The 13,793-nt window shown below is 66.0% G+C and carries 14 protein-coding genes; 12 read left to right on the top strand and 2 right to left on the bottom strand.

Translation table 11 applies throughout. The features are described 5' to 3' along the window. Positions 1-50: 50 nt before the first annotated feature. Together HCA61_RS20155 and HCA61_RS20150 are read left to right on the top strand one after the other, a co-directional pair. Positions 51-419: a DUF202 domain-containing protein gene (locus tag HCA61_RS20155; protein ID WP_169689982.1), complete on the top strand. Its 369-nt coding sequence runs from the start codon at positions 51-53 to the stop codon at positions 417-419. Positions 420-425: 6 nt separating this feature from the next. Then, entirely contained in the window at positions 426-743 is a 318-nt protein-coding gene (locus tag HCA61_RS20150) for a DUF202 domain-containing protein (RefSeq protein ID WP_169689981.1), read from the top strand. Here HCA61_RS20150 and HCA61_RS20145 read toward each other — a convergent pair. Beyond that, a complete protein-coding gene (locus tag HCA61_RS20145) occupies positions 735-1,157 on the bottom strand; it encodes a PaaI family thioesterase (RefSeq protein ID WP_240959891.1) in 423 nt (140 codons plus the stop codon). The genes HCA61_RS20150 and HCA61_RS20145 overlap by 9 nt on opposite strands. A 44-nt stretch (positions 1,158-1,201) precedes the next feature. Between HCA61_RS20145 and HCA61_RS20140 the strand changes: the two genes are divergently transcribed. The 9 genes from HCA61_RS20140 to HCA61_RS20100 all read left to right on the top strand — a co-directional run bounded on the left by HCA61_RS20140 (position 1,202) and on the right by HCA61_RS20100 (position 12,474). Next, a complete protein-coding gene (locus tag HCA61_RS20140) occupies positions 1,202-2,131 on the top strand; it encodes a LysR family transcriptional regulator (protein WP_169689979.1) in 930 nt (309 codons plus the stop codon). A gap of 181 nt (positions 2,132-2,312) precedes the next feature. Then, positions 2,313-3,092, top strand: a complete 780-nt coding sequence (locus HCA61_RS20135) for an SDR family oxidoreductase (RefSeq protein ID WP_169689978.1) — start codon at positions 2,313-2,315, stop codon at positions 3,090-3,092. 80 nt (positions 3,093-3,172) lie between these two features. Further along, positions 3,173-3,964: a TIGR03084 family metal-binding protein gene (locus HCA61_RS20130; RefSeq protein ID WP_169689977.1), complete on the top strand. Its 792-nt coding sequence runs from the start codon at positions 3,173-3,175 to the stop codon at positions 3,962-3,964. Beyond that, positions 3,961-5,688, top strand: a complete 1,728-nt coding sequence (locus tag HCA61_RS20125; protein ID WP_346777613.1) for an acyclic terpene utilization AtuA family protein — start codon at positions 3,961-3,963, stop codon at positions 5,686-5,688. Before HCA61_RS20130 ends, HCA61_RS20125 begins: the two co-directional genes overlap by 4 nt. After that, on the top strand, positions 5,685-6,833 hold the full coding sequence (locus tag HCA61_RS20120) for an acyl-CoA dehydrogenase family protein (protein WP_169689976.1): 1,149 nt from the start codon (positions 5,685-5,687) through the stop codon (positions 6,831-6,833). The genes HCA61_RS20125 and HCA61_RS20120 overlap by 4 nt, the downstream gene beginning before the upstream one ends. Further along, the gene (locus HCA61_RS20115; protein WP_169689975.1) at positions 6,830-8,428 is read left to right on the top strand and encodes a carboxyl transferase domain-containing protein; all 1,599 of its coding nucleotides are present in this window, start codon (positions 6,830-6,832) and stop codon (positions 8,426-8,428) included. The genes HCA61_RS20120 and HCA61_RS20115 overlap by 4 nt, the downstream gene beginning before the upstream one ends. Positions 8,429-8,460: 32 nt before the next feature. Next, on the top strand, positions 8,461-10,503 hold the full coding sequence (locus tag HCA61_RS20110) for a biotin carboxylase N-terminal domain-containing protein (protein ID WP_169690121.1): 2,043 nt from the start codon (positions 8,461-8,463) through the stop codon (positions 10,501-10,503). After that, on the top strand, positions 10,500-11,660 hold the full coding sequence (locus HCA61_RS20105) for an acyl-CoA dehydrogenase family protein (RefSeq protein WP_169689974.1): 1,161 nt from the start codon (positions 10,500-10,502) through the stop codon (positions 11,658-11,660). Before HCA61_RS20110 ends, HCA61_RS20105 begins: the two co-directional genes overlap by 4 nt. 13 nt (positions 11,661-11,673) lie before the next feature. Then, a complete protein-coding gene (locus tag HCA61_RS20100; RefSeq protein ID WP_169689973.1) occupies positions 11,674-12,474 on the top strand; it encodes an enoyl-CoA hydratase family protein in 801 nt (266 codons plus the stop codon). 50 nt (positions 12,475-12,524) lie between these two features. On the opposite strand, the gene HCA61_RS20095 is transcribed toward HCA61_RS20100, so the two are convergent. Then, positions 12,525-13,073: a TetR/AcrR family transcriptional regulator gene (locus HCA61_RS20095; RefSeq protein ID WP_169689972.1), complete on the bottom strand. Its 549-nt coding sequence runs from the start codon at positions 13,071-13,073 to the stop codon at positions 12,525-12,527. Positions 13,074-13,162: 89 nt separating this feature from the next. Between HCA61_RS20095 and HCA61_RS20090 the strand changes: the two genes are divergently transcribed. Continuing rightward, positions 13,163-13,792 (top strand): TetR/AcrR family transcriptional regulator, encoded by a 630-nt coding sequence (locus tag HCA61_RS20090; RefSeq protein ID WP_169689971.1) that lies wholly within the window; start codon positions 13,163-13,165, stop codon positions 13,790-13,792. Position 13,793 lies beyond the last annotated feature (1 nt).

The raw sequence follows: 13,793 nt of genomic DNA, 5'->3' as shown, positions 1-13,793 counted from the left end.
CACCGCGCGGTAACCGGTGAACGGAAGCCGACCGGACTAGAGTCCGCCATGTGAGTCCAACGCGACGAGACCGACGTCCGCGGGTGCTGCGCGAGGGCACCGAACCCGACCCACGGTTCACCCTCGCCAACGAACGCACATTCCTCGCATGGATTCGCACCGCCCTCGGTCTCATCGCCGCAGCGGTAGCACTCGAGACGTTCGCCGGTGACGTCATCGAACCGGTGGTGCGCACGGCGCTGTCGTGCGTCCTGCTCGGGTTCGCCGTCGTGTTCGTGGTCATTGCGGTGCTGCGATGGATCACTGTCGAGAAGGCCATGCGCTCGGGCCTGCCGTTGCCGTTCCCGTGGGCCGCGTACCTGCTCGCGGGACTGCTGGCGGTGGCGGGGATCGTTCTTGCCGTGGCCCTCGTGGTGTGAGCGCCTATGCGGCACGACGATCCCGGCCTGCAACCCGAGCGCACTTCACTCGCGTGGTTGCGCACCGAAGCTGTGCTCGGCGCGATCGTGCTGGGCTTCATGCGATTCGTTCCTGGGCCCGGCCCGGTCGTCGCGTCGATCGGACTTCTGTGCCTCGTACCTGTGCTGGTACTGCTGTTCAGCTCGAGGAGGAGTCACCGCGCGCGAGTGCGCGGGCTCGACGTGGGTGGCGACACCTACTTCCTGTGGCGCAACCTGCTGCTTGCAGGCACGGTTGCAGCGCTCGGGGTCTGCGCGTTCGTCCTGATCCTGCTCTCAACGTGAGAGTTCGATCAGGCGGGCGCCGCCCTGGGCCGCCGCGCACACCTTCTCCGAACCGACTTCGTCGACCACGACGATCTCGCTCCGGCACAGCGCCTGGCGCTTCGAGGATTCGACGACGCGAGCATGGGCGCGCAGCAGTGTTCCCTGCGCCGGACGTAGGTAGTCGATGGAGAATCCGGTCGTGACTATCGACGGTCCGAGCGCGGTGCCTGCGGCGAATGTGATCGCATTGTCCGCTGCGTACGACAGAACTCCGCCGTGTGCGAATCCGAACTGCTGGAGCAGTTCGGGTCGCAGCGGGATTTCGAGCGTCACGCCCTCCCGGCCGTAGGCCGACAGTTGCGCGCCGATCAGGACGCTGAACGGTTGCGCGGCGAGGACATCTCGGGCTTGGTCGATACCGAATGACGACATGGCCGCATTCTGCCTCAGCGACAGCGTTGGCATATCGTTTCTGCATGACCGAGTGGCCGGATCTCGCAGCGCTGGAGTTGCTCGTCGGCATCGACGACCACGGGGGTCTCGGGGCCGCGGCCCGGATGGTGGGGATGGCGCAACCGAACGCGACGCGGTCGGTCCGGCGCCTCGAGAAGCAGCTCGGTGCCGTGCTCGTGAAGCGCGGCCGGTCCGGATCGGTTCTCACCCCGGAGGGCACGGTGGTTGCGCACTGGGCCAGGGAAGTTCTCGCAGACACGCACCGACTGCTCGACGCGGCAGCGGCGCTCAGCGCCGAAGATCATCCCGAACTCGTGGTCGCATCCTCGATGACCGTCGCGGAACACCTGATCCCGCGATGGCTCGGTGCCTTCCGCGCCGTCCACGACGACGTCCAGATCCAGTTGCAGGTACACAATTCCATGCAGGTGTGCGACATCGCTGCGGCGGGCGGATGCGACGTCGGATTCGTGGAGGGTCCCAGTGTCCCCACCGGCCTGCACAGTGTGGAAGTGGCGCGTGACGAGCTGGTCGTCGTGGTGGAACCGGGCCATCCGTGGGCACACCGTCGTCGGCCACTCACGGTGGCCGAACTCGCTGCGACGCCCTTGGTGGTGCGAGAGGAAGGATCCGGCACACGACGCACCCTCGACCTCGCATTGCAGGAGTACCGACGGCCGGCTCCACTGCTCGAACTGGGCAGCGGAGCGGCGGTGCGCACCAGCGCACTCGGTGGGGTCGGGCCGGCCGTGCTGAGCACCTTCGCCGTCGCCGACCATGTCGCGTCCGGGCAGCTGAAAGTGGTCGCTGTAGATGGGTTGGACCTCTCGCGGGTGTTGCGCGCGGTGTGGCGACCTCCGCGCGTTCTGCAGGGTCCCGCGGGTGAACTCCTACGCATGATCGTCCGGTCCAGGCGGACCGGAGCGACCCGGGGGAGCACCGCCGCACCGTGACGGATCGGCCTTTCGGGAAATCCGGCCGGGAATACCTGTGTGTGGGATTTGCTCCCGAAGCCCCGCTGTACTCCTTGTACGGTCGCAGCGGCTCATGCAGGCAGCACCGAACGACACAGGAGGAAGCATCGCCGTGGTTGGCAGCTCACACACCGGGGGATCAGTGTCGACCGAGCAGAATATGCGCACTGAGGACAGTGCGGATGTGGGGCAGGGGGCGGTCCTGGTGACCGGCGGCACCGGCGGAATCGGTGCCGAGATCTGCCGGAGTTTCGCCGCAGCCGGCCACGACGTGGCCTTCACATATCGAAGCAGGGTGGAGGCGGCCGAACAGTTGGCCGTGGAACTCCGTGGTCTCGGCGTCGTCAGTAGAGGGGACGCCCTCGACTTGTCCGATCACGAGGCAACCGCCCGCTGGGTGAGTAGCGTCTGCGAACAGTTCGACGAAGTCCGCATCGTCGTGCATGCAGCGGGCCCGCACATACCGATGATTCACCTGTCGGGAGTATCGCCGGCGCAGTTCGGTGCGGCAGTGGATGGTGAGACCAAAGCGTTCTTCAATCTCGTGTCCGCGGTCCTTCCGGAACTGCGTCGCACGACGGGATCGGTCGTGGCCGTCACCACCGCGGCGACGACACGTTATCCGGTCCGGGACGGGCTCTCTGCGGGGCCGAAGGCCGCGGTCGAATCACTCGTGCGGGCGTTTGCGGCCGAGGAGGGCCGATTCGGGGTGCGATTCAACAGCGTGGGGCCCGGAATGCTCGTCGACGGTATGGCGGACCGGCTCATCTCGTCCGGTGATCTCGACGAACACGCTCTCGAGGTGACCAAGCGGAACATTCCGTTGCGCCGCTTCGGGAACGCTCGCGACATCGCTGAGGCGGTGTTGTTCCTCGCGTCGGATCGCGCCGGATTCATCAGTGGGCAGAAGCTCGATGTCGACGGTGGATACGGGGTCTGATTTCGGCTCGGGCCGGAAGCTTCCACAAAAAACAATCAAGAGCGCTTGATTTATGTGCGGGGTCGTGTGACGCTGGTCGCATGGCGGACTTGCCCGGGCTCTTCGGTGATCTACGCGCCGAAGGCGACGCCCTCGATGCGCTCGTGACCGATCTGTCCGACGACGACTGGCGTCGCGACACCCCGGCGGCGGGATGGACTGTGGCACATCAGATAGGCCACCTGCTGTGGACCGACCGTGCGGCACTCACCGCGGTCACCGACGCCACCACGTTCGTCGCCGAGACCGCAAAAATCACCGACGCAACGACATTCGTCGACGAAGGCGCCGGTGAGTATGCAGCCCTACCGCCTCGGGATCTACTCGCCGAATGGCGGCACTGCCGCGAATCCCTCGGCCGTGCCCTTGCCGACGTCCCCGCGGGGGAGAAGATCCCGTGGTACGGGCCGCCCATGTCGGCGGCATCGATGGCGACGGCGCGGCTCATGGAGACCTGGGCGCACGGACGTGACGTCGCGGCGGCGCTCGGGACGGCACCCAGGCCGACGACACGCCTGCGACACGTCGCGCACATCGGAGTCCGCACTCGCGACTTCGCGTTCGTCCTCCGCGATCGCGCGGTCCCGGCGGAGCCGTTCCGCGTCGAGCTCGCCGCACCGGACGGCAGCACCTGGACCTGGGGGCCGGACGACGCTGCGCAATCGGTGACCGGTCCGGCACTCGACTTCTGCCTGCTCGTCACACAGCGTGTGCACCGCAGCGACACCGCGCTCGTCGCACGCGGGCCGGATGCCGACGCCTGGCTCGACATCGCGCAGGCATTCGCGGGCCCGCCCGGATCCGGTCGCGAACAAAGTGGGAAAGCACAGTGAATCGGGAGCGCTCCGCCGTAGTGCGAATCGGCAACTGCTCCGGTTTCTACGGAGATCGCCTGTCAGCGATGCGCGAGATGCTCGAAGGCGGCGAACTCGACTATCTCACCGGCGACTATCTCGCGGAACTGACCATGCTGATTCTCGGCCGCGACCGCATGAAGGATCCCGCCACCGGCTACGCCAAGACATTCTTGCGCCAAGCCGAAGAGTGCATGGGTCTTGCATTGGACAAGGGCGTACGCCTGGTTGCGAACGCGGGCGGACTCAACCCCGCGGGTCTCGCTGCAGCACTGCGCGATCTCGCGGACACACTCGGACTCGCTCCGAACATCGCTCACGTCGAAGGTGACGATCTCATCGCCCGCGTCGAGGAAATCGGCCTGACCGGCGACCCTCCGCCGCTCACCGCCAACGCCTATCTCGGCGCGTGGGGGATCGTGGATTGTCTGAACGCGGGCGCCGACATCGTCGTCACCGGACGCGTCACCGACGCATCTGTCATCGTCGGTCCAGCCGCCGCCCACTTCGACTGGGCACGAGACGATTTCGATGCCCTCGCGGGCGCGGTCGCCGCAGGGCACGTGATCGAATGTGGTACCCAGGCAACCGGCGGCAACTACGCGTTCTTCACCGAACTCGACACCCTCGAGCGTCCCGGATTCCCGATCGCCGAGATCGAGGCCGACGGATCGTCGACGATCACCAAACACCCCGGGACAGGTGGCGCGGTCACCGTGGGAACCGTGACGGCGCAACTGTTGTACGAAGTCACAGGCGGGCGCTACGCGGGCCCCGACGTCACCACACGAATCGATACAGTCCGGCTCGAACAGGTCGGCCCCGACCGCGTCAGGCTCACCGGCGTGCGGGGTGAGGCGCCACCGCCCACACTCAAGGTGTGCCTCAACGCCCTCGCGGGATTCCACAACCAGGTCGAATTCATCCTCACCGGACTCGACATCGAGGCCAAGGCGCAACTCATGCGGCGCCAGATGGAGGCGAACCTGCCGACCCGTCCCGCCGAATTGGAATGGACCCTCGCCCGCACCGACCACCCCGACGCGGACACCGAGGAAGCTGCGAGTGCGCTGCTGCGCTGCACGGTGCGTGACCCCGACCCGAAGGTCGTCGGACGCGGATTCACTGCGGCTGCGGTGGAGTTCGCGCTCGCCGGATATCCCGGATTGTCGCTGACCGCGCCGCCCGGCTCCGGAAGTGTCTACGGCGTGTACACGGCGGGCTACGTCGACGCCGCACAGGTTCCCCACGTGGCCGTTCTTCCCGACGGGTCGCGCGTCGAGGTGCCGGTTGCGGAACAGACCCGGACCCTCGACCCACTCGATGCACCTGAATTGCCCGCGCCGTTCCCCGGCGGTCCCACCCGTCGCGCACCGCTCGGCGCGGTGGCCGGCGCACGCAGCGGAGATAAGGGCGGTGACGCCAACATCGGCGTGTGGGTACGCGGAGACGACGAATGGTGCTGGCTGGCACACACTCTCACCATCGACCTCATCAAGACTCTCCTTCCCGAAACCGCGCCACTGAACGTCACGCGCCACCTGCTGCCGAATCTGCGGGCCGTCAACTTCGTGATCGAAGGCATCCTCGGCAGGGGTGTGGCATCCCGCGCGAGATTCGACCCGCAGGCCAAGGGGCTCGGCGAATGGCTGCGGTCCCGCCACCTCGACATCCCGATCGACTTCCTGGAGGATCACACATGAGCATCTGGAACAGCCCCGAGCGCCGTGCATTGCGCGAGACCGTCACCGGCTTCGTCGAACGCGACGTCCTGCCGTATCTCGACGAATGGGAGCGCGATGGCGAACTTCCCCGTGAACTCCACAAGAAGGCGGCTGCGCTCGGGTTGCTCGGCGTGGGCTTTCCCGAAGAGGTCGGTGGCTCCGGCGGAGACAGTGCCGACACACTCACCGTGTGCGAGGCATTCCACGAGGCCGGAGCCTCCGGCGGCGCATTCGCATCCTTGTTCACCTGCGGGATCGCTCTGCCCCACCTGATTGCCGCAGGTGATCCCGACCAGATCGACCGATGGGTGAAGCCCACACTCGCGGGCGAGCTCATCGGGTCGCTCGCGATCACCGAACCCGGCGGCGGATCCGACGTCGGGAACCTGACCACCACCGCGGTGCGCGACGGCGACCACTACATCGTCAACGGCGCCAAGACGTACATCACGTCCGGCTGCCGCGCCGATTTCGTCGTCACCGCCGTCCGGACCGGCGGGGCGGGCGCGGGAGGCGTGTCACTGCTCGTGATCGAAAAGGGCACACCGGGGTTCACGGTATCCCGCAAGCTCGACAAAATGGGCTGGCGAGCCTCCGATACGGCCGAACTGTCGTTCGTCGACGTCCGGGTTCCGGTCACCAACCTCGTCGGCGCCGAGAACTCCGGCTTCTTCCAGATCGCCCAAGGCTTCGTTTCCGAGCGCATCGCCCTTGCCGCCCAGGCTTATTCGGGTGCCCAGCGGTGCCTCGACCTGACGATCGCCTGGTGCCGCGACCGGGAGACGTTCGGCCGCCCGTTGATCACTCGCCAGGCCGTGCAGCGCACCCTGTCCGACATGACGCGCAGGATCGACGTCGCCCGCGTCTACTCGCGAGCCCTCGTCGAACGGGCAGTCGGAGGCGACCTGGACCTCATCGCCGAGGTGTGTTTCGCGAAGAACACCGCGGTCGAGGCCGGCGAATGGGTCGCGCACCAGGCGGTCCAACTCTTCGGTGGGCTCGGCTACATGGCGGAGTCCGAAGTGGAACGCCAGTACCGCGACATGCGCATTCTCGGTATCGGCGGAGGCACCAGCGAGATCCTCATCGAACTTGCCGCGAAGCGATTGGGGTATCACGGGTGAGCATATTGCCGTCGTCCCTCGATCCCGACTCCGTCGAATTCTGTGCTGCCGCCGACGCGATGCGCGAGCGCCTCGCGGACCTGGACGCCGAGAATTTCAAGGCGCTCGCGGGCGGCGGCGAGAAGTACGTCCGCAGGCACCACGACCGCGGCAAACTTCTGCCCCGGGAGCGGATCGAACTGCTGGTCGATCCCGACTCGCCCTTCCTCGAACTCTCGTCTCTCGCGGCCTGGGGCACCGAGTTCCCCGTCGGAGCCAGTGTGGTCACGGGTATCGGCGTCGTCGAAGGCGTCGAGTGCGTGATCGTCGCAAACGACCCGACGGTACGCGGTGGCACCAGCAACCCGTGGACCCTGCGCAAGAGTCTGCGCGCCAACGATATCGCTCTCCAGAACCGGATGCCGCTGATCTCACTTGTGGAATCGGGAGGGGCCGATCTACCTACCCAGAAAGAGGTGTTCATTCCCGGCGGGCGCCTCTTCCGCGACCTCACGCGCTTGTCTGCCGCCGGTATCCCAACCATCGCCTTGGTGTTCGGCAACTCCACTGCCGGCGGCGCCTACATACCCGGCATGTCCGATCACGTCGTCATGATCAAGGAGCGGTCCAAGGTCTTTCTGGCCGGGCCCCCGCTCGTGAAGATGGCCACGGGTGAAGAATCCGACGACGAAGCCCTCGGCGGTGCCGAAATGCACGCCCGCACATCCGGTTCGGCCGACTACTTCGCGGTCGACGAACACGATGCAGTGCGCCTCGGGCGCAACATCGTGCGGAGGCTCAACCACCGCAAGCGCGGACCCTCGGCCGTTCCGAACGCGCCCGAACCCCGGTACGACGCGGAAGAGCTGATCGGGATCGTGCCCGGCGACCTCAAGCGGCCCTTCGACCCGCACGAGGTGATAGCCCGCATCGTCGACGACTCCGATTTCGACGAGTTCAAACCCCTGTACGGGTCGTCGCTCGTCACCGGATGGGCGCAGCTGCACGGATTCCCGGTCGGCATACTCGCCAACGCCCGGGGTGTGCTGTTCAACGAGGAATCGCAGAAGGCCGCCCAGTTCATCCAGCTGGCGAATCGTGCGGACACGCCACTGCTGTTCTTGCACAACACCACCGGGTACATGGTCGGCCGTGAGTACGAGGAACGCGGCATGATCAAACACGGTGCCATGATGATCAACGCGGTCGCCAACTCGACCGTGCCGCACATCTCGATCCTGCTCGGCGCATCCTATGGAGCAGGGCACTACGGCATGTGCGGGCGTGCCTTCGACCCGCGCTTTCTCTTCGCGTGGCCGAGTGCGCGATCGGCGGTGATGGGTGGTGCGCAACTTGCCGGCGTCATCTCGATCGTCGGGCGCGCCGCAGCAGAGTCTCGGGGTCAGGCGTTCGACGAAGCTGCGGACGAGGCGATGCGGGCCGCAATCGAGAATCAGATCGAGGCCGAATCACTGCCGATGTTCCTGTCCGGACGGCTCTACGACGACGGCATCATCGACCCCCGCGACACCCGCACAGTGGTGGGCATGTGCCTTTCGGCGATCGCCACCGCGCCGATCGAGGGCGCCGACAGCTTCGGCGTCTTCCGGATGTGAGGTAGACAGTGACCGACACAGCAAGCAACGCGGTGTTCCAGGCGGGGATCGAGACCGTTCTCGTCGCCAATCGTGGAGAGATCGCCCGGAGAGTGTTCGCGTCGTGCCACCGAGCAGGACTCGGCACCGTTGCGGTGTTCTCCGACGCCGATTCAGGCAGTCCGCACGTGGCCGACGCGGACGTCGCGGTGCGGCTCCCGGGAACCTCGCCCGCAGACACGTACCTCAACGCGGACGCGCTCATCGCGGCGGCGCACGCCGCCGGTGCCGATGCGATCCATCCCGGATACGGATTCCTTTCCGAGAACCACGAGTTCGCACAATCAGTTCTCGACGCCGGACTCACTTGGATCGGACCGCGTCCCGACTCGATCTCCCGCATGGGATCGAAGGTCGAGGCGAAGAAGATCATGGCGGACGCAGGCGTACCGGTCCTCACGGAACTCGACCCGGACCGGGTCACCGACGCCGACCTGCCCGTCATGATCAAGGCGTCCGCAGGCGGTGGTGGACGCGGGATGCGGATCGTGCGGTCGGCGGGAGAGCTGCCCGCGCAACTCGAGGCGGCCCGCCGGGAAGCGGAGTCGGCGTTCGGTGATCCGACGGTCTTCTGCGAGCGCTATCTCGACACCGGACGACACATCGAGGTGCAGGTGCTCGCGGATCGGCACGGCACCGTGTGGGCGGTCGGCGAGCGGGAATGTTCTATTCAGCGCCGGCATCAGAAGGTCGTCGAAGAGGCGCCCTCACCGCTTGTCGAGGCAGTTCCAGGTATGCGCGACAAGCTGTTCGATGCCGCTCGTCGTGCCGCCGAAGCCATCGGCTACGAGGGGGCTGGCACCGTCGAATTCCTGACATCCGGAGATGCGGGCGACTTCTACTTCCTCGAGATGAACACTCGTCTTCAGGTCGAACACCCCGTCACCGAATGTGTGACCGGGCTCGATCTGGTCGATCTGCAACTGCGCATCGCCGACGGCGCCAAACTCGACCCCGAACCACCCCCGGTCCGTGGGCATTCGATCGAGGTCAGGCTCTATGCCGAGGACCCGGCGCATGACTGGCGACCGCAGGCCGGGGTGGTGCACCGGATTACGGTGCCGGGCACAGTCATCGAGTTCGGAGCACTCCGCAGCAACGGTATCCGACTGGATTCGGGTGTCGTCGACGGATCGCAGGTAGGAATTCACTACGACGCGATGCTCGCAAAGGTGATCTCTTTCGCACAGACACGGACGGCCGCCGCACGGATACTTGCACGCGCGCTCATCGGAGCCGAGATCCATGGAATCCACACCAATCGCGACCTTCTGGTGAACGTGCTCCGTCATCCGGCATTCCTGGCAGGCGACACCGATACCGCGTTCTTCGGCACACACGGTCTCGGCACGCTGTCGGCCGCGGTCGCGTCCCCGGAAGCGGAAGCGATGTCCGCGCTTGTGGCCGCCCTGGCGGACTCGGCGAACAATCGCGCCACAGCGACCGTCGGAGCAGGTATTCCGGCGGGATGGCGCAACTTGCCCTCGGCGCCTCAGACCAAGAAGTTTCTCGGCAACCATGGTGAGCATGAAATCCGGTATCGCCGTACCAGGACCGGACTGGTGGCAGACGAATTCCCCGGCGTCGTCCTTGTCGAGTGCATGCCCGAACGCGTCGTCCTCGACCACGACGGCGTGCGCCGTGAGTTCGCCGTCGCGCGGTACGACGACACCGTTCACGTCGACTCGTCGCTCGGACCGGTCCGGTTACAGGTGGTACCGCGTTTCGCGGATCCCGCATCGCACCGCGACGGGGGATCACTCCTTGCCCCCATGCCGGGCTCGGTGATCGGACTCGGTGCGGCTGTCGGTGACACTGTCACCGCAGGCCAGCCCATTCTGTGGCTCGAGGCGATGAAGATGGAGCACACGGTTACTGCGCCCAGTGCTGGAGTGCTCACCGAGCTCGCGGTCGTCGTCGGCTCCCAGGTCGACGTCGGCACAGTGCTTGCCGTCGTATCCGCCGAGGATCAAGTATCGGGCGAGGATCAGGTCCCGGGTGAGGATCGATCCGCTACCTCAGGAGAACGTGAATGAACATCGTCGAAACGGAAGAACAGAAAGCGCTCCGAGCAGCCGTAGCGTCTCTGGCCCAACGTTACAACTACGTCGATTACGTACTTCCGAAATCACGTAGGAACGAGCCGCTGACCGAATTATGGTCGGATGCAGCGAAACTCGGATTTCTCGGTGTGAACCTTCCCGAGGAGTACGGCGGCGGCGGTGCCGGAATCTACGAATTGGCGCTGGTGCAGGAAGAACTCGCGGCACACGGATGTGGCCTGCTGCTCGTTGTCGTCTCACCCGCCATCTGCGGAACCATCATCTCCAAGTACGGAACATCGGAGCAAAAGCAGCAGTGGTTGCCCGGGCTTGCCGACGGATCGAAGATCATGGCCTTCGGAATCACCGAAGCGGACGCCGGTTCGAACTCCCACAAGATCGGCACCGTCGCCGAGCGTGACGGCGACGAGTGGATTCTGTCGGGCAGCAAGGTGTTCATCTCGGGCGTCGATCAGGCAGATGCTGTCCTCATCGTCGCTCGCACCACGGATGCCCGCACCGGGAAGCTGCGTCCCGCGCTGTTCATCGTGCCTACCGATGCCGACGGGTTCACCAAGACTCCGATGGAAATGGACATCATCGAACCCGACCGTCAGTTCACCCTCTTCCTCGACGCCGTCCGCCTTCCGGCGGCCGCACTCGTCGGCGAGCCCGACGCGGCACTCGCGCAGTTGTTCGCCGGACTCAACCCCGAACGCATCCTCGGCGCAGCCATGGCCGTCGGTATGGGTCGCTACGCGCTCGATGCCGCAGTGAAATACGCAGGCGAACGTACCGTATGGAAGGAACCGATCGGTGCGCATCAAGGTCTTGCACACCCGTTGGCGCAGCGCAAGATCGAAGTCGAGCTCGCGAAGCTGATGATGCAGAAGGCCGCGTCCCTCTACGACAGCGGGGACGATTTCGGCGCAGCCGAGGCCGCGAACATGGCCAAGTATGCAGCGGGTGAAGCTGCTATCGCCAGCCTGGACCAGGCCATACAGACGCACGGAGGAGGAGGACTTACTCAGGAGTACGGTCTCGCCGCGATGCTGGGGGCCGCCAGGATAGCCAGGGTGGCCCCGGTCAGCCGCGAGATGATCCTGAATTTCGTGGCGCAGCACTCGCTGGGACTGCCGCGTTCCTACTAGGGCAGGGGATGTCATGACGCACACCGAATCCGAAGATCCGCTCGTACGCTACGACGTCGCCCACGGTGCCGCGACACTGACATTGGACTCGCCGCACAACCGCAACGCCCTGTCGTCGACCCTGCTGCATCAGCTGCAGAAACGGCTCGGCAACGCGGCCGCGGATCCTCAGGTGCGCGCTATCGTCCTCACGCACACCAGCGGAACATTCTGTGCCGGAGCGGATCTGCGCGAGGCCGGCAGCGCTGATTCGAGGGGGACGCCGGCGGAAGCGGCCGCGGACCGGACCCGCGAGATGACCGGTCTGTTGCGGCAGATCCTCGAAACACCCAAACCTGTTGTCGGGCAGATCGACGGCCATGTCCGGGCCGGTGGGATGGGGATCGTCGGTGCCTGCGACGTCGTCGTAGCGGGTCCGCGCACCACCTTCGCCCTCACCGAGGCACGTCTGGGACTGGCTGCCTCGATCGTTTCCCTGACTGTGTTACCGCGACTGTCGTCGCGGGCTGCCTCACGGTATTTCCTCACCGGGGAGCGTTTCGGTCCCGAGGAGGCCCGTGCGCACGGCCTGGTGACGATCACCGCCGATGACCCGGCCGATACCGTAGCGGAACTGCTCGCCGAGTTCCGCGAGTGCTCACCGCGGGGCCTCGCGGCGTCGAAGCAACTGCTCACGCGACAGATGCTGGACGATTTCGATCGGCACGGTGCTGAACTCGCAGCGCAATCGGCCGAGCTGTTCGGTTCGGACGAGGCAGTCGAGGGGATGACGGCCTTCCTTCAGCGGCGACCCCCGTCGTGGGCCCACCGGTGACCAACCGCCCGGACAGTCCCGGATCGTTCGTATCAGCGATCCGTGGTGGCTCAGCGATCCGTGGTGGTGAGGAGCTCGTGCAGAATTCGCCCGAGCCCCCACCTCAGCGTGTCCAGTTCGGGCAGCGGGACCGTCTGCTGGTAACCGACGAGGCAGTAGAGCGCCGTGCGGGCGAAACCCTCGGCGGCCGCGGCATCGTCCAGGATCGCCGACGTCGCTTCCGCCACCACCAGGTACCGCTGGTAGTCGACGGTGGCCTGCACCGAACGCACCTCCGCGTCGGTGTGTGCCCAGCCACGGATGGACGACTCGGCGTGGTGGGGGAGACCGCACGCGAAGTCGATCAGCAGCTCGAGGCGCCGGACCGGGGAGGCCTCGAGGCGTGCAGTCGCGACGAGCCGGATCGTCTGCTGTTCGAGCCAGTTCGCGAGGAACTCCTTGCGGAACTGCGCCCAGCTGGCGAAATAGTTGTAGAAGGACCCCGTGGTGACGTCGAGGTGTGCGCACAATTGCGCCTGCTTGAGCGCCCCGTAATCGTCCGACGAGAGAAGCTCGATCGCAGCGTCGAAATAGTCCTCGCGTCTCACCAACGTTGCCACAGTGAAACTGCCTTTCCGTCTCGTCCTGGGGTACGAGTGTACGGAGCCGCGATATGACCGGACGGTCTCGGGATCAGGAGAAGGCAGTTATGACGCGCGAACCCAAGCAGGACCGCAGCAGAGCGACACGGCAGCGTCTGCTGGAGGCCACGATCGACACATTGGCCGAATCGGGGTGGGCTGCTACGACGGTCGGGGTCGTCGCGCAGCGTGCGGGTGTGTCACGCGGCGCGACCCAGCATCACTTCCCGACGCGGGAGGACCTCATCACTGCGGCGCTGGAGTTCATGTTCGACAGCCGTATGGATCAGGTCCGCGACGACAACGTCGCTCCCGTCTCGGGCGTTGCCCATACCGAGCGAGTCGTCGCGGGCATCATCGAGCAGTACTCCGGAACCCTGTTCAAGGCGGCGCTGCAGGTGTGGACAGCGGCCGCAGCCGATCCCGTTCTGCGTGAACGCATCGTCCCTCTCGAAGAACGTTTCGGACGGGTCGCGCACCGCGCCGCGATCGTAGAACTCGGAGCCGACGATACCGACCCGGTCGTACACCGCATGGTTCAAGCGACCCTCGACCTCGCGCGGGGCCTGGGTCTTGCCGATGTCCTGACCGATGATTCGCGCAGGCGTGCCGAGATCGTGCGGCACTGGGCCGCTCAGCTCGATGCCGTACTTGTCGATGCGCGCAGTCGACAAGCGGGCGGACGTACGGCTGGGTAGT

The organism is Rhodococcus sp. HNM0563 (assembly GCF_012726195.1).
In the GTDB taxonomy this organism is placed as follows: Bacteria; Actinomycetota; Actinomycetes; order Mycobacteriales; family Mycobacteriaceae; genus Rhodococcus.
This window is presented reverse-complemented; position numbering and strand designations above follow the sequence as displayed.